Consider the following 17,509-nt stretch of genomic DNA (forward strand, 5'->3'; position numbering starts at 1 on the left):
GGATTGTAAATAATTATTTAGCTTTACTTTGTTCAACTAAGAAATCAATTGCTTTTCTGAACTGTAGATCAGACTTCACTTGGTCTGCATTTCCACCAAGCATTTGCTTTAACTGCTCTACTTCTACACCGTACATTTCAGACATGCTCGCTAATTCTTCGTTCACATCTTCTTCTGTAGCTTCGATTCCCTCTGCTTTAACAATTGCTTCTAAAGTAAGACTTGTTTTCACACGTTTCTCTGCATCATCTTTCATTTGCTCTTTTAATGCAGCCTCATCTTGTCCTGAGAATTGCGTGTACATTTCCATGGTCATACCTTGCATTTGAAGTCTTTGAGAAAATTCATTAAACATTTGATCTAATTCATTCTCAACCATTGCTTCTGGAATGTCTACTTTTGCATTTTCAGTAACTTGTTCAATTAAAGATTCACGTTTTGCATTATCCACTTCTTGTTTCTTCTGCGCTTCTAATTGCTCTCTCTGCTTTTTCTTTAATTCATCTAAAGTTTCTACTTCACTATCTACATCTTGAGCAAAATCATCATCTAATTCTGGTAATTCTTTTGCTTTTACTTCATGAATTTTAACTTTGAATACTGCATCTTTACCAGCTAGGTCTTCTGCATGATATTCTTCAGGAAAAGTAACATTTACGTCTGTTTCTGCTCCAGGCTCTTCTCCTATTAACTCTTCTTCAAAACCTGGGATGAATTGACCAGAACCAATTTCTAATGAATGATTTTCGCCTTTTCCACCTTCGAATGCAACATCATCAACGAATCCTTCAAAATCGATTACAACTGTGTCGCCTTCTTCTACTTTACCTTCTTCTTTAATTACTAATTCAGCTTGTTGCTCACGCTTTTCTTCAATTGCTGCGTCTACATCTTCATCTGTAACTTCTGTAGATAACTCTTCTACTTCTAAGCCTTTGTATTCTCCAAGCTCAACCTCTGGCTTTACTGTTACTTTTGCTGTGAATACTAACGGCTTACCACGCTCGATATTTTCAATATCAATTTCTGGTTGAGCAACTGGATCAATTCCAGCCTCGTCGATTGCATTTACATATGCATCTGGTAATACGAAATCAACTGCATCTTGGTATAAAGACTCTACACCAAAACGATTTTCGAAAATATTACGTGGAATTCTTCCTTTACGGAATCCAGGAACTTGAACATCTTTAGATACTTTCTTAAATGCTTTATCTAAAGCTACTTCAAAATCTTCTGGTGAAACTTCAATTGTTAATACACCTTCATTACCTTCTTGTTTTTCCCATTTTGCTGACATTTATTTCCCTCCAAAATCTATTCATTTCATTTTTAAATCAAGCTTGTCTCTTTGACTATATCTCCTAGTGAAAGTTGGTAATATCTATGTAGAGACTTAAGTTGATTAGTAGAAGCTGAGTAAAAGTATTTAACATTAATAACTTCCGAACATTTATACTGTGAATACCCGCTTCGGAAATATACTTCGCTTTCCGTGGGCGGCTGGTGAGCCTCCTCGTGCGAAAAACGCACTGTGGGGTCTCACCTAGGCCTTCCTCCCACGACGGACAGGACGTCCTAGTGTCGACGTTGGTCACAGGACGTGGCCGACTTTAGTCGACCAGGAGTCTACGCATATTTCCTACGCTTTATTTGTAACACCGTTCGAGTTTTCAGATAAACTTTTTCTTTTATTCCAACTTCCTTCTAATCGAATAACAATCACAGTGCACGTCTCATTCCCTCATTATGAAGGTGAATGATTTACTACTGGTCAAGTTAACATATTTCGTATTTCATGGTTGATTGAGTCATCCGATTTACAACCCTTTTATTATAACACACTTCTTTTGCCTTTCAAGCATTTGCTATGTATTTCATTTACTCTTCGATGATACTTAAATAAATTGCTTCCGCATGATGAATTTCTGTAATATATTTTTGTTTTTTTTCGTTTGTTTCTTCTTGTAATTCCACATCTGCTAGACTCTCCTTTATTGAAAGAGACAAAGCATCTGCATAAGCTTTCGCTTCATCTAAAGCAGGGAAAAATGGATAACGAACATATAAAAAACGATACAACTGCCTAATAATTAATGCATATAACGTCGGATTCTCTTGTTCTGTAATTGTTAGATAGATAAGTACTTCCTTGAAAAAAGAATGTTCCTCTACATCTACTAATTCCTCTGGATGAAAGATTCGTTCTACATGAAATTTCACAACAGGAAACTCTTCAGTTACTTGCTGCTCCTTTAGCCAAAATAGAATCGCAGTTTTCACAACTGGATGGATAGTTGGATTCATCAAAGCCTCATATAAGAATGGCTTTACTGTTTGTTCCGCTTGTCTCAACTTTTCCACAAGTAACCATTGCTTCAAATAATTTTCCGTTGTTATTAGCTCCTGTAATTCTTTCTCATAGGCTAAAGCATTCTCTTGTTTCTTATCCTCTAGCATGGACTTGCTAAGTGTGTACATCGAATCAAACTGTGCCCTAAATTCAAAAGGAAGATCTTCCTTATTTCTTTCATAATCAATCTGTTCTATTAACAACTCTAATTCATTTGCTTGGAATAATAGATTTACATATAAAAATAGATACTCATAGTAATGACTATCCTGCTCATCTAGAATCTCTTCACATAATGCGATTGCCTCTGTGTAACGTCCTAATTCCATCAGACAAATTAATTTTCCTGTTAAAATTGCATGTGTTCTTATCTTATAATGTAATAGCTCATCTATTTTATTGAGTGCAGCATTATAATTTTTAGCCTTTATATCTGCTAAGCTTTCCTCTTCCAAATTCTCCTGCCATTTCGGAAATAGAACCACCTTATTTTTATCTTGTTTTGAGTCCATCGCTTCACCCTCAATGATTATTCATTCATCTGTTAATAGCGTGTACCTATTGTACCATGCTATATACATCAATTAAACTTTCAATTGTATATATAAAAGAATGCCCCATTTCATTGATTGGGAAACATTTTCTCAAAAATAAAATTGGCTAATTCGTGTTGTATCGATAAACTCAAACCAGCCAAATTTTACCTTCTTAAATTCTTTAAGCATTGTTTTCAATAATATCTGCCGCAAGTTCTTTAGCCTCTTCCTCGATATCATCTGATTGAACAGCATATTGAATGATATAACCCATACCTTCAAAATTTATATACATGAATAATAGACACCATTAAATATTTAGGGAAAGCGCGAGTAAACACTTCTCTTTGCAATCTTACTGTAAAGAGTAAATCACATAACCCTACGATACTACAAGGTTCATATAGAATAAGTTTACTTTAATATTAGAGGGAGGGAAATAAATAGATTTACCAGAATTTTATAGTTAATTTAGTCTTTCTTAGTTGATTTTTGAATGAAAAAGGCATCAAGCTTGATAAGAAAAAAGCTACAAGCCTATAAAATAGCTTGTAACTCTTTTGATAGATACGATGTTTATTGAAATGTCCCATGATATAAAATGACGGAGTGTTTTCGAGAGTGATTAACAGCGCCTAATGATACTACCAGTACATTGGTAATGGCATCTTGCCTGACTAATAACTTCGCTGGAATATTTACTAATACCTAGTCATCTTTCTAATTAACATGCTGGATTGCTAAGTAATTACCCAATTGCACTAAATAGTACTGAAGGAAATTAGCTAATGAAATGGCAGTAAAAGGGATTAATCCATATGAAGGTTGGATAGTTATCTATGTAGTTTACGGTGATGGGGAACTCAAGTTCATAGAGGTAGAGATTTATAGCACAAACGAGACATATTCAATATTTTTTTAGCTGTTTTTCTATCATTTATCTCTCTACAAATGATTAGGATTAAATCTAAACAATGATTATTCAGATGCGGCATAACCTATTTACTCAAATCTAACTCATAGATGACAATTATAAAAGAGGATCCTAGCTGTATTTATGGTCGTACTGAAAGCCTTTCTATAGTTATATTTCATCGAAAATAAGGAGTTTTTACCTATAACAAATATTCATTATGTTAATTTTTGTTCTATTTTATTAGTCTTTCTTTTTAGTCCCTCTACTTCTTTAAATAAAAGGTCAACATCAGACTGGGTATCTTGAATTTTTATTCGTATGTCTTTTCGAATATTGGTAAAGTTCTCCGTCATCAATGTCATATTATGTTTTAATGCATTTTCGAGCCTTTCCTGGCCTTCTTCTAAACCGTCAAAACGATCATTAACTTCTTTCTTAAAACCTTTTAATTCTGACATTATTTGTTTTAAAAGTTCCTCCATTTATCTTTCACCTCCTTGGGGTAATTTTATCATATCTCCTTTTTCAATCCTATTAATATATACCAGCAAAAATCTTTCAATAAAAGTCAGTTTTTTGTTCATGAGTGTCTTCAGCTTTGAGATGAACATTTGTTTTGAAAGTAATCGGAGGGATAGAAGTTGTTAATCACTAGGAAATAGAGAAAGTATTTTCTAATTCACTTGTAGTTAATCTAACTTTATTATTAATATTAATGCCATTAAAAGGTGGTTTGAGTTTACTATAGAACTCAAACCAGCCAATTTTATTTCTTCAAATTCTTTATGAATTGTTTTCAATAATATCTGCTGCAAGTTCCTTAGCAGCTTCCTCAATATCATCTGATTGAACACTATATCGAACGAAATAACCCATATCGTCAAAGTGCATATTCATAAATATAGTATCTGAATCTCGCCCATCACTTCCTTGCTCTAGGAATTGATATTGGATTTCATGTCCAGCAACTTCAATTGTTTCTGCGTCCATCAGTTCTCCTAATCCCCCATCTGGAAATATCTCTAAGGAAATTACACTCGGCTCCATATATAAATCTCCATAAATAAGTTCTCCCTCCGGATTGCTTTCTTGCCAGGACTCTTTTAAATCTTCATCTATTGGCTCTATTTCTTCTAAAGCTTCAAAGTAATTTACAGTTACACTTCGAGGGTCTCCATCCTCAAATCCAGGATGATATTCCAATATTACTATTCCAATTTCATAGTCTGTCTCTGGAATATATGGCGAGATACCTAAATGATCATTGATTACTCCAGATATTTCTGTGTCCCCATCGCTACTTCCACAACCTGCGACGATGAAGCTTAATGTTACTAATAGTAAGATTACTTTTTTCAAAACTTTACAACACGCCCTGTCATTCCGTTTAAAACTTCACTTATAATCTTTTATTTCTAGCGGGTTAAACTTCTTAATAGTTCGTTCTATTATAAATTTAGTAACAGATGCATTTTTTAGGTTAGGAACTTTCCAAATTCATTAGAAATGATTAACCGTAAACTTTTTCTTTCCTAGGATGAATCATCTCATTCACCTTCACTCACTGCAAGTACTTTTATTAATAATAATTAGGAGGTCAAGATATCCTTCTTTAAGCTTTTTAATTATTCCAACTACCATATAATATCATTTATATTATAACATAATTTTCTGTGAATTCTAAATTAAACATACTATTATCTATACTCTTGAGATTTAACGAAACATTAAAAGCCCTCACAAACACGATCATATAGGTGTTCCATTCCTAAAATTAAGATAAAACATACTTTAACTTTATATAATCTTCACCATATTCGTGCTTATAAGGGCTTTGTTATTTATTTTTTCAAATCGGATATTCTGTATTTAAAATGCAGATTCAAATATAATATCTTTTCCGATCGTATAAAATTTTAGAACTGTTACTCATTTTCTTTAACGAACTCATTAGTGAGTTTACCTAAGCTTTCAATTTCAACAGAAACTATGTCACCTTCTTTAATATAAAGCTGTTCGTTTGAAGCTCCCATTGCCACACCCTCAGGCGTTCCTGTTAAAATTATATCTCCAGGTGTTAAAGTCATATGATGAGAAATATAACTTATGATTTCTTCACAACTAAAAATCATATCTGATGTATTTGAATTTTGTTTCACTTGACCATTTACAATTGTTTTTACGTTTAAGTTATTCGGATTTATTACCTTATCGCTTGTAACCACATATGGACCTATTGGACAAAAATGATCACAGGATTTACCCAGTAACCATTGAGAACTCTTAAACTGCAGATCTCTAGCGGAAAGATCATTTGTAATAACATATCCGAAAACATAATCTAAAGCATCCTTTTCTGATACATATTTGCATGTTTTACCCATAACAATTCCCAATTCGGCCTCATAGTCTAGCTTTTTTGTGACTTTTGGAATAGTTATTTTCTTTTGATGCCCTATCAAAGTATTATTATATTTAGGAAATAAGATAGGAGTTTCAGGATATATAGAATTAGTCTCATCGGCATGTTTCCTATAATTAAGTCCTACACAAATAATCTTGTTTGGTGAAGTGATAGCCGGCCCCCAATCCATTTCTTTTTCCCCAACTAAAAAAGTTGGTTCTATTGATATCTCATTTAGATACTTTTTTATGTTGTTTAAAGAATCTTGTCCTCCTACTATCAATTCCATAATTGTTCTTGGTATTTCTGATTTTGGATAAACAGATAAAGCTTTGTCGATATCAATTATCCCAGTCTTTGTTTTAATCCCGAGTATTTTTTCTTCATTTCTATTAATAGTCAAAAACTTCAATGTTTTACCTCCTCAAGGATTATTATTATTTTTAGAATCCATATCATCTTTATGTTCCTGTTATATGAGTTTGATTAGATAGTTTTTTATATTTAAAGTGTTCAAGATTCGAACTACAACATCCAGGGCTATCAATTTCAATTACATATTTTTCTACATCTTTAAATGCTGTTTTCCATGCAATAGCAGCTTTAACAACAATAATTTTAAAATCATCTAGATGTAACCCTATCGATTCAATTTGATCAATGTCCCGCAATGACACTCGTCTTTCTGTAAGAACGACTATAGAATTCAAACAATTTTCTAGTTCAATGACCGCTACTCTTCCCATTTTTCCTTTTATATTGGTTGAATGTTCTCCCCTATGAATAAACAACCCATCTGATAATAATTTAACTCGTCCTTTTATTTCAACCGATTCACCGTGTATTGGTGAATGATCATATTTTTTATCCGTTTTTCCACCAACCATAAAAGAGAATGAACCATTAATTCCTATGGAAAGTGCACTTTCTACAGCTTCTTTATCACAGATATATATCAAAAAATACTCCTGTCTAGACGATACTAAAGCATTCAGTGCATGTGTAGCATCTGCAGGAGAACCACCTCCAACATTGTCGGAAGACTCCACAAGAATTGTTAAATTGGGTTTAACCTCATTAACCTGTATAAGTGCTTTGTCAATAGGGATGGGATTAATTTCAAACCTCTCTTTGTGACTCCATACCCAAGTAATCAGTTCCTTAACAATCCGATCTCCTTTTTCTCTATTATTGTTTGTTGTTACAATCACTGACATACTGGCAAAAGGTACATCTGAATATGGAAAACCACCTAAAATACTAACATTTAAAACTTCCTCATCTTGTTCATAATTAAACGCCATTTCCATAAGTTTTTTCATTGGATCCATATTTGTATCCATACTAGGAGGAGCAACTAGTAAATTAGCTCTCTTAAAAGAATGTACAGGTTGAATTTCTTTTCTTATTAGTGAAACAAGTTGATTACAGGCCTCTGTCGCTCGTTCATACATATCAATATGTGGATAAGTATCATATCCAATAATAATGTCGGAATGACTAACCATTTTTTCTGTTACATTGGCATGAAGGTCTAGTGTCATTGCAATTGGTTTTGTTCCTACTATGCTTCGTACACATTGCAATAATTCTCCTTCCACATCATCGATTTTTTCGCTCACCATAGCACCATGAAAAATTAAAATTAAGCCATCCAATGAATTTACTACCTCACGTAATTCATCGCAGATAGTTGATTGTATTTTTTCCATTGCAACATTTGATACAATGCCTGAAGGAGTAGCTCTAGTATAAAGAAGTGGCACCAACTGAAATCCTTCTCTTTCAGCGGAATCTATTACTCCAGCTACACTGGAATTCGAGCCCTGATATTTTTCATTAATACTTCCTTCTCCCAATATCCATTCTTGGTTTAGAAAATCATCTAACTCTGTTTTATTAGGAGAAAAAGTATTCGTTTCGTGTAAACATCCTATCATTCCTATCTTCATATTCTCACACTCCATATAAGATATTTCTCTGTTTACCTATTTACTTTTGTATTCCATTAAGTTCTAACTAATTTTTTTAAGGCACGATCAACAGCTTCCAACGTATTTTCTACTTCTTTTTGACCATGAAGCGCAGATATATACCATAAACCGCTTGGTCGTACTAACACACCTTCTTCCAAAAGTAGGGATGCAAATTGCGTGTATTTTTCAGCGTCTCTCTTTTGAAAAGTAGAAAAGTCGGTAACGGACTCTTCATCTATAAACATCATATGGAACACAGGACCAATATGATTGATTAATCCAGTCACATGATGTTGATCTAATAAATTCCTTATACCTTTAACAATTAAATTAGTCGTTTCCTCCATTTTGATGAGCTTATTGCTATTATCACGAGTTAATTCATCTATAACTGTTAAAGCAGCAGCAGTTGCAACATTATTTCCATTAAGTGTTCCTAGATGATTAACCGTTCCATTTTCTATCAGGCGCATGATGCTCTCTTTTCCAGCTACACCACTAACCGCAATTCCGCCACCTAATGATTTTCCTATGGTCGTCAAATCAGGGATTATCCCAAATCTTTGTTGAGCACCACCTGGGCTGATTCGAAACCCAGTGATGACTTCGTCAAAAATAAGAACGATTCCAAGTTTAGATGTCAGCTCTCTCATCTTTTCCATATATCCTTGTTTCGGTACAATACAGCCTGAATTACACATAACGGGTTCAGTTATAATCGCTGCAATTTCGTTTCCATACTGTTCTAGTGTCGACTCTAGGCAATCAACATTATTCCAATCTATTACGATAATGTCTTCCAAACCTTTTTGACTTTGTCCTCCAGTTCCTGGTGAGACACCAAGACCATTACTATTTTTGGATTCGGTCATATCAGGAGTTGGAAACGAAGTAAATATACTATCCGACCATCCGTGAAAATGCCCTTGAAAACGAATGATTTTTTGTCTTCCTGTATATTCACGTGCTAGTCTAAGGGCTAACATAACAGCTTCGGTACCAGACCCGGAAAAAGATACACGATCTGCACTTGGTAACAGTTCTGTTATTCGCATGGCTAAGTCAATTTCTCCTTGATGTTGTAAGCCATAAGTTGATCCAAATTTCAATGCATTATTAATATTGTCCGTTAATTTGGAATTCGCATGTCCTAAAATTAACGGTCCATAAGCTAATAAATAATCGATATATTTATTCCCGTCTATATCCCAGATTTCAGTCCCTTTCGCTCTTTCAACAAATAATGGCGTAGGGAGCATGGAGGAACGAAGTGAACTCGACACACCTCCAGCTAGGTATTTCTTTGATTCAGCTAATTTCTCTAAAGATTGTTCTACTTTCAACATCATGTTATTCCTCCTTCATTACATAACAATTTCAAAACTTTTTATAATGATGTGTTAATCAATTCAATGATTATTATTTTAAACTCTTATTAATAAAGACTTGATACTGTTGAGCAAAAAATTGAATAACTTACATTGGATCCAATGGATAAATAGGCCTTTTAATATTGTTATAATTAAAATATTGTAAATTGGCACTACAACAACCTGGAGTATCCAGATATACCTCCCCTTTTGAAATATCACCAAAAGAAGTTTTCCAAGCGATTGCAGCCTTAACAACAATAATTTGATATGCTTCTGGATCAATGCCTATAGATTTAACATGATTGATATCAAATGGCGGGATACGATTTTCAGTAATTACAATGGTCATATTATTTGCATCAACAACTGCTGTTCTACCCATATCCCCTTCTTTTCCAGCCATATAAGGTCCTTTGTGTTTAAATTTTCCATCAGATAACAATCGAATCAAACCTTTAATTTCTACTGGTTCTCCATGTAACCCATCGCTCTTTCCACCAAGCTTACAATGCAAGTTTTCTCCTACTCCAAGAATATGTGCTTTTAATGCAACCTCAGAATCACGAACGATCATTAAACTTTTCTGATCAGATTCTACTAAAAAACTTAAAACATGGGTTGCATCAGCAGGGGAACCTCCACCAACATTATCTGAGCCTTCTACCCAGATGATAGGCCTTTCATTTTGTTGTATTGTCCAGTCATAAGCCTGCTGTAGCGAAACTTCTTCAAACGTAAATTTTTCTCTTAGCTCCCAAGCTAATTGACTTAACTCTTTAACACTTTTTTTAGCTAGATTCTCATCTCCATCGGTAGTCACTATAAATGACATACCAGCATCTAAAATATCACTAAATGGAAATCCTCCAGCGACAGTAACATTAAGGATTTTTGGATTTTTTTCTAACTCACTTGCATACTGCATTAATGTCTTCATAGGAGTTTTATTCGTCATCATTGTTTGTGGAGGAACAAGCATTCTAGATGACTCCCATGCCATGATTGGTTTTATCTTTCCTTTAATCATTTGAATTAAAATATCCGTTGCCTCAATTGCTCGTTCATATGCATCAACATGAGGATAAGTATCATACCCCACAATACAATTTGTGTGTTTAATTAATGCTTCGCTTGTATTCGCATGCAGATCAAGTGTTACGACAATGGGTAAAGAAATTCCTACTTTCTTTCTCACTCGATTCACAATTTCAGCTTCCACGTCTGGATAGCTTTCGGATACCATCGCCCCGTGTAAAATTAGTATTAATCCATCTATACGATCAGATATTGATTCAACTAGACTATCTATTAAACTACCTATAGTGTCTTCAGTAACCATTCCACTCGGAGTTGTTTCGGTATATAAACCAGGAAGCAAATCTATATCGTTCACTTTTGCAGAATCAATGGTTCCTCCCATTGATGTACGGGTACCTTGATATTTATTAAAATACACTTCAGATTTATCGATCCATGTCTGTTTAAAATCATTCAATGTTGTTACTCCAGGTGCAAAAGAATTTGTTTCATGATAAATTCCTGCTACCCCTATTCTTATCTGCTGCGACATGTATTCACTTCCTTCTCATAAATACGTAAATTTTTGCCTAAGATTATTTTCCCCTGTTTTCCTACAATACAGAAATTCTCCACCTATATTTAAATAATGAATCCTATCCTTGTTATCAAATGAAACTTCATTAGTACAGATCTAACCAACTGTTGTGTTAGGATAAAATTAATTCTTCTTTCAGAATTAGATTAAATCTAAAAGAAGAATTTCTGACATTTACATTTCTGTCAAAGTATCTTTATTCTTCTTTATCCACATTCCATAATTGAAGACCCATAAAACCGCGAACATTCTGAACATTGTTTCGATGTGCTCGAATAGCTTTACTATCTCCAAATCTAATTAATGGAAGATAATCCCAAAACTCTTCTTGTAGTTCTCCAAATATTTCTGCTGCTTCCTCTTGCGTTCTACTCTGGGTTATTTTATTTAATAGATCATCTATTTCTGGACTATCGGTCCAGCCTGCGTATTCATTAGCTGAATCTAAAAAATAAAAAGCATTAGGAAAGGGTTCTGTAGCTACAACTGTAAAGAAGGCATCATAAGCTGACGGATCTTCTCGTAATTCTATGACTGTAGGCCAATCATAAATTTCTAATTTAATGTTCATACCAAGTTCATTAAGTTGCTGTTGCGCAACAACAGATGCATCATACATTTCTGGATAATCTCGAGAAGTCATCACAGTAATTTCCTCTCCATCATATCCCGCTTCTTGTAAAAGTTGTTTAGCTTTTTCTGTATCATTGATATTGTAATTTTCCTTCCCTTTTTCACTATGCCATTCTATTTGATCTTCAATCATTAAACCGTGTTGTAACTCATAATAATCTTCGCTCCCAAAAGCCGCCATTAGAATCTCTTCCATATCTAATGCCGCATTTACTGCTTGTCGTATTTTTTGGTCACTAAAAACTCCTGCTTTTTTATTAAATATCATAGCAGTGAAGCTAACTTCTCCTGACTGGATTTCTACATTAGAATCTTTTTCTAATTGATCTACATTATCAAAGGGAATTGTAGTGGCTATGTCGTACTCTCCTGAAAGCATACCTGCTACTCTAGTAGAAGAGTCTGACACAAATTCAAAATATAAATCATCAATCAGTACTTCTTTACCACCTGCAAAACCATCAGGTTGTTCACTTCTTGAGCTATATTCATCGAATTTACTTAAATGAATATATTGATCCTGTTTCCATTCTTCAAACTTAAACGGCCCTGTTCCAATCATTTCATCTATACCAAGAGCTTCGTCAGCAGATTCAGCATTTTCTTTTGTTGTAATTCCTGCTAACTGAGTAGGATTGGCAAGGAAGTATAATGTTAAAAACGAATATTCGCTTAGGTTAATTACAACCGTATATTCGTCTTCAGCATCAATAGTCGCATCACTAAAGTTTGCTTTTCCTACTGATGACCGACTAAACCATCTTTCCATAGAGGCTACTACATCATCAGCTTTCATTTCTTCTCCATTATGAAATTTAATCCCCTGTCTTAAGTGGAAAGTGATTGTTTTTCCATCTTCACTTTCTTCATAAGACTCAGCCAACATAGGTTGGATGACATAATTGGAATCTAAAGTCACTAGACTTTCAAATATTTGTGAAGCAACTTGTCTAGTCGCACCGGCTACTGATATATAGGTATCAAGAGTTGGTGGTTGGGCATTATATGCTATCCTTAATTCTTTTCTCGCCGTATCATTATTTTTTTCTTGATCTTTATCTTGATCTTCAGCTTTGTTTTCTTCATTATTTATCTCTTTATTGACTTCTTCCGAATCATTTGATTGACAAGCAACTAAGGTCAATCCCAAAATTAAAAAATAAAATATTAAAGATTTTTTTATAAACTTCACTTTATTTCATCCCCTCTATTAAATAAAATGCGTTAACTCTATTCTTTGTAGGTTCTAAGTCTCTTCAGGCAACCAGATATAAAAGGACAATTTACAGATTCCCCCTCTCTTCCAAACAAAGAAGTATGAACAATGCATTAAGAGGAATTATTATATGAATAAGGGGAATATTCCGACTTATTATCGTGTAAAATAATAATTAAATAATGTGCTTTAATTATTTTTATGAAATCAATCTATTTTATTTTTACTATCATTTCTACCTCAACAGGAATGTTCATTGGAAGCACACTAGTTCCAATCGCTGTTCTAGCATGTTTACCATTTTCACCAAAAATATCTACCATTAAATCCGAAAAACCATGGATAACTTTAGGCTGATTAAAAAATTCTTGATCGCTAGCCACTAAACCAAACACTTTTATTACTTTATCAATTCTTTCCAGATTCCCCAGATAGTTTTGTAAATGCGCTAGTATATTTAAACCACAGAGTCGGGCAGCTTGATAACCTTCTTGTAGTGTCAGCTCTCTACCCAATTTCCCTGTTACTACTGGTATTCCACTTGAATCAAGCGGTCCAGACCCGGAACAATAAAGTAGCTTCTCATCCTGCCTAATCATAATTAAACCTTTACTATGTTCTTTAATGATTGGTAACTCTATACCTAAATCTTCAAGTTTATTATTAATACTCTCCATTTTAAAAACTCCCATATATTATCGTTAGTATTAAACTTTATAATTTATAAAATCTTTAATGAAAATTTCTAGATTGTTTAAAACTTCTTCAATCATCTGATACCCAAACTCTCTTGAAGCTTTTGTAGCATCACCGAAAGCACCATTTGATGATAACTCTTCCCAAAAATATGGCATTTCAACTCTTCTATTTCCCCGTTCGTGCTCTGTAAATTGGATTGGATATTCTTTCAATTCACCAGCTTCTAATTCCGATTCTCTAACCGTAGTAGGATCCAAAAATAAACCTATCGAAGTTTCCATTTCACAAGCATGCCCATATCTCTCAGATGTCACTTGATTTCTTGTTTCATTTGATATTAGATTTAAATATAATAAACTACTGATTTTCACTTTGAATTCATATCTAATCACATTTACTACACTAGATAGAGTTGGTTGATTACCACCATGACCATTCAATAAAATAAAAGAATTTAAGCCATGGCGTTGCATGCTTTTTATATAGTCAACAATAACCAATTGTAATGTTGCTGGGCTTATCGTCATGCTCCCAGGGAAATTCATATGATGATAAGAGATTCCTACTGGAATAGATGGTAGAACAATCAAATCTGGACGCATTTTTTCAGAGATTAATTTGGCTACCTCTTCTGCTAATCTAAGATCAGTTTCTAATGTCATATTTCTACCATGTTGTTCTGTTGAACCAATTGGAATAATCCCTACTTTTACTTCTTCAAGTGCGTTTTTAGCTTCAAACGTTGTCATCTTACTTAATCGTACATCCATTGATTACAATCCCCTTTCATTTTACTTAGACTTTGTATGCATTAATGAAGTTAATTTAGTAATTATCATAGCTACTTCACTTTCTTCTAAATGCAAGGGATTTATTATAAGAGCTTTACTATCCGAAGATAAATTTATAATGATTGGATTTTTTCCTTTTTCTAATTCATTTTTATAAAATTTGGCCCTCATGGAGTCATCAAATTCAATCTTAAGACGTGAATAATCTTGTCCATGGTGAGCTGGGTATATCTTATTCAGTGAAACATCTGGTATGCTCTTCTCAATTTTCTCAATCATATAATCTAACATGTTTTCCTGTGACTTTTTTTCCTTGGCATGATCTAATTTCAAGTATCTATCCAATGCATAAAAAATTCCTATCATCTCTTCTTTACCAACCTTCATTGGTCTACCGATAGACTTATTAGGGCTTGAGTTTAATCTACAGTAATTAATCCATGTTTCTTTTCCCAAGATCAATCCTGATGCTTGTGGACCTCTTAGCGTTTTCCCACCTGAAAAAACAACTAGATCAGCTCCTTGTTTAGTATAAAACCATAGATTGGATACTGGTGGTAAATTAGCCGCAGCATCAACAATTAGAGGTATCTCAAATTTTTTAGCTATTTCTACTACTTCTAAAAACGGTATTGCTTTACTTTCATAAAAATCACCCGCAAAATATACTATACAAGCGGTTTCTCTTGAAATGGATGATACAAGATCTTCTTTATTAGATTCAATTTCTATTAATTTTGCTCCACTCAATCTAATTGCATTATCATAATTATTCCTCTGTGCCTTAAACATAATAGCTTCATTTTTTGGTATCTGATCAGTAGAAGGTAATTGTTGAATAAATTTTTCATTTCCTCGTGTGATACAACCCGCTACACTAATAGCTAAACCAGCTGAAGCCCCATTTGTGATAAGACAAGAGTCATTATTTGTCATCTGAGCAATTCTTTCACTCAATTTAATTTCTAACTCTGCTATTTTTACAAAATACGGACTAGCTTCATTCATCTTTTGCCGTATTTCTTCTGGTAGCCTTGAGCCTCCAAGACGCGTTTCCGAATCTTGTGCATTAATTAAGGTTGGTATTCCCAACTCTTCATAAATATTCATTACATCACCTAATTAATCTTTCAATTTTCACATCTAACCATCTTTATGATTAATTTTCTCTACTTAACGATTTGCCAGCTAGAATACCTGTTGTTTTTTCATTTCTTACAGCAACTTTTCCATTTACTAAAACATAGCTTATTCCTATCGGAGCACTTCTTGGCATTTTATATGTGGCAGTATCCGTAACTCTGTTTTTATCAAAAATTACAATATCTGCCGCATTTCCCACTTCTATTGAGCCCCTTTTCTTTAAGCCAAATCTATCCGCTGGTACCTTTGTCATCCGATTTATTAATTTTTCTAAACTAAATCCATTCTCTCTAGCTAAACGAAGTAATTTGGGAAAAGTACCAAATGCTCTTGGGTGTGGACTTTCACCTAATGGGATACTATCGGAACCTACCATATAATACGGTCTTGACAGTAATTCCAAGCAATCCTTGTCTATCCTATCCCATGTCTTTGCATCTTCAAATGGCGGATGGGCTTTAAAACCAATTTCCAGCTCTTCCTCTATTAATAAATCACAAATCATGTCAGGTATAGATTTTTTTCTATCCATTGCAACTTGCCCAAATGTCATGCCGATATATTGGACATTATATTTCAAATGTGTAAAATACCCATCACATTTCACTACATTTTCTTCTATCCCTTTAATAATATACTCTCGCAAATTTTTGTCTCGTAGTCTTTCTAATGTTTTATTGTATCCATCCACTACAGCCCATGGCGGCAAAAATACAACGGCATATCCACTACCATTACTATAAGGATACAGTTCTAAACTTACATCCACTCCTGATTGATAAGCTTTATCTATACTGTCCATTAATTCATTTACTTTACCTGCATTTTTAGGTCTAGTACTAAAATGTGAAAAATGAACTTTTGCACCCGATCTTTTCGCAATTTCAATTGTCTCTTCTACCGGGTCAATATAACCTTTACCAAACACAGTTCTAATGTGAGTAACAAACACACTATTATTAGCTTCTACTACTTTGCAAAGTTCAACAAGCTCATCCGTATCTGAATAAGAACATGGATAATAACTTAATCCCGTAGATAATGCTACTGCACCTTCTTTTAATCCTTTATCAAGTATCATTTTTGCTTTTTCCAAATTTTTACCGTCTAATAATACATCTTTCATACCCACTGTCTCTAACCGAAGTGGTCCATGTGGTATTTGATAAGCTGTATTTACTGCTACATTACCATTAAATTTCATTCTATATTCTAAAACCGATGACCAATTGTAGTTTATATCAGGTGGATTTCCATTCAATCCAGCCAGATACTTCACATACATTGATAAATTTTCTTTTCCTAAAGGTGCATATGATAAACCATCTTGCCCAATAATTTCTGTTGTAATTCCTTGATACAGCGCACTAGAATGTTGACGATTAAAAAGCAACATTAAATCTGAATGAGTATGCGTATCTATAAATCCTGGAGCAATTATTTGTCCTTGTGCATCAATTATTTCTTTTGCATTCACATCTAATTCTGAACTGCCAATTTTTATTATCTTCCCTTTATCTATTACTATATTAGCTTTATATCTTGTGTTTTCTAAACCATCAATTAAAATACCGTTTTTTATTAAAACATCAACACTCAAGTTTTTCACTCCTTGATTCATGGTTTGCTCTAATTTTTTTATTCACTAACATCAAAGGTTCTTTCTAAAGTTCTAAGTTCCAGTCAGAAAAGACATCACCTACTTGTGAAAGAATGAAAATTTCATTTAAATTTATTCCTCCCTCATTAAAAAATCACCAAAACAAAACTCAGGTTTCATCTGATGAACTCATGGTATCATTTTCGAAAAAATAGCGCAAGTATTTTCTGAAATATTTAAAGATTTAATTTCCT

The 17,509-nt window shown here is 33.6% G+C and carries 13 protein-coding genes; all 13 read right to left on the reverse strand.

All coding sequences use genetic code 11. The features are described from left to right. Positions 1 to 13: 13 nt before the first annotated feature. Positions 14 to 1,300, reverse strand: coding sequence for a trigger factor (gene tig, locus AB4Y30_RS10720; protein ID WP_368652227.1), 1,287 nt, complete (start codon positions 1,298 to 1,300; stop codon positions 14 to 16). A 581-nt stretch (positions 1,301 to 1,881) separates the two neighbouring features. Further along, positions 1,882 to 2,865: a hypothetical protein gene (locus tag AB4Y30_RS10725; protein WP_368652228.1), complete on the reverse strand. Its 984-nt coding sequence runs from the start codon at positions 2,863 to 2,865 to the stop codon at positions 1,882 to 1,884. A 1,155-nt stretch (positions 2,866 to 4,020) separates the two neighbouring features. Next, the gene (locus AB4Y30_RS10730; RefSeq protein ID WP_368652229.1) at positions 4,021 to 4,287 is read right to left on the reverse strand and encodes a hypothetical protein; all 267 of its coding nucleotides are present in this window, start codon (positions 4,285 to 4,287) and stop codon (positions 4,021 to 4,023) included. Between the two features lie 301 nt (positions 4,288 to 4,588). After that, complete coding sequence (locus tag AB4Y30_RS10735; protein ID WP_368652230.1) at positions 4,589 to 5,164, reverse strand: hypothetical protein; 576 nt, start codon at positions 5,162 to 5,164, stop codon at positions 4,589 to 4,591. Positions 5,165 to 5,730: 566 nt separating this feature from the next. Beyond that, positions 5,731 to 6,621, reverse strand: a complete 891-nt coding sequence (locus tag AB4Y30_RS10740; RefSeq protein ID WP_368652231.1) for a fumarylacetoacetate hydrolase family protein — start codon at positions 6,619 to 6,621, stop codon at positions 5,731 to 5,733. A gap of 49 nt (positions 6,622 to 6,670) precedes the next feature. Beyond that, entirely contained in the window at positions 6,671 to 8,161 is a 1,491-nt protein-coding gene (locus AB4Y30_RS10745) for a M81 family metallopeptidase (protein ID WP_368652232.1), read from the reverse strand. Between the two features lie 56 nt (positions 8,162 to 8,217). Next, positions 8,218 to 9,531, reverse strand: a complete 1,314-nt coding sequence (locus AB4Y30_RS10750; RefSeq protein ID WP_368652233.1) for an aspartate aminotransferase family protein — start codon at positions 9,529 to 9,531, stop codon at positions 8,218 to 8,220. A gap of 130 nt (positions 9,532 to 9,661) precedes the next feature. Further along, entirely contained in the window at positions 9,662 to 11,128 is a 1,467-nt protein-coding gene (locus AB4Y30_RS10755) for a M81 family metallopeptidase (RefSeq protein ID WP_368652234.1), read from the reverse strand. A 241-nt stretch (positions 11,129 to 11,369) separates the two neighbouring features. Next, positions 11,370 to 12,998, reverse strand: coding sequence for an ABC transporter substrate-binding protein (locus tag AB4Y30_RS10760; protein WP_368652235.1), 1,629 nt, complete (start codon positions 12,996 to 12,998; stop codon positions 11,370 to 11,372). Between the two features lie 236 nt (positions 12,999 to 13,234). Beyond that, positions 13,235 to 13,699, reverse strand: a complete 465-nt coding sequence (locus AB4Y30_RS10765; protein ID WP_368652236.1) for a RidA family protein — start codon at positions 13,697 to 13,699, stop codon at positions 13,235 to 13,237. A gap of 30 nt (positions 13,700 to 13,729) precedes the next feature. Beyond that, the gene (locus AB4Y30_RS10770) at positions 13,730 to 14,491 is read right to left on the reverse strand and encodes a creatininase family protein (RefSeq protein ID WP_368652237.1); all 762 of its coding nucleotides are present in this window, start codon (positions 14,489 to 14,491) and stop codon (positions 13,730 to 13,732) included. A 21-nt stretch (positions 14,492 to 14,512) separates the two neighbouring features. Continuing rightward, the gene (locus AB4Y30_RS10775; protein WP_368652238.1) at positions 14,513 to 15,622 is read right to left on the reverse strand and encodes a hypothetical protein; all 1,110 of its coding nucleotides are present in this window, start codon (positions 15,620 to 15,622) and stop codon (positions 14,513 to 14,515) included. Positions 15,623 to 15,671: 49 nt separating this feature from the next. Continuing rightward, entirely contained in the window at positions 15,672 to 17,255 is a 1,584-nt protein-coding gene (locus AB4Y30_RS10780; RefSeq protein WP_368652239.1) for an amidohydrolase family protein, read from the reverse strand. Between the last annotated feature and the right edge of the window lie 254 nt (positions 17,256 to 17,509).

It is taken from the genome of Ornithinibacillus sp. 4-3 (assembly GCF_040958695.1).
In the GTDB taxonomy this organism is placed as follows: Bacteria; Bacillota; Bacilli; order Bacillales; family Amphibacillaceae; genus CALAMD01.

Bases quoted from the DNA above. Each gene is read 5' to 3' on its own strand.
- AB4Y30_RS10755 (WP_368652234.1), bottom strand. From the start codon at position 11,128: ATGTCGCAGCAGATAAGAATAGGGGTAGCAGGAATTTATCATGAAACA.
- AB4Y30_RS10750 (WP_368652233.1), bottom strand. From the start codon at position 9,531: ATGTTGAAAGTAGAACAATCTTTAGAGAAATTAGCTGAATCAAAGAAA.
- AB4Y30_RS10765 (WP_368652236.1), bottom strand. From the start codon at position 13,699: ATGGAGAGTATTAATAATAAACTTGAAGATTTAGGTATAGAGTTACCA.
- AB4Y30_RS10770 (WP_368652237.1), bottom strand. From the start codon at position 14,491: ATGGATGTACGATTAAGTAAGATGACAACGTTTGAAGCTAAAAACGCA.
- tig (WP_368652227.1), bottom strand. From the start codon at position 1,300: ATGTCAGCAAAATGGGAAAAACAAGAAGGTAATGAAGGTGTATTAACA.
- AB4Y30_RS10730 (WP_368652229.1), bottom strand. From the start codon at position 4,287: ATGGAGGAACTTTTAAAACAAATAATGTCAGAATTAAAAGGTTTTAAG.
- AB4Y30_RS10775 (WP_368652238.1), bottom strand. From the start codon at position 15,622: ATGAATATTTATGAAGAGTTGGGAATACCAACCTTAATTAATGCACAA.
- AB4Y30_RS10745 (WP_368652232.1), bottom strand. From the start codon at position 8,161: ATGAAGATAGGAATGATAGGATGTTTACACGAAACGAATACTTTTTCT.
- AB4Y30_RS10725 (WP_368652228.1), bottom strand. From the start codon at position 2,865: ATGGACTCAAAACAAGATAAAAATAAGGTGGTTCTATTTCCGAAATGG.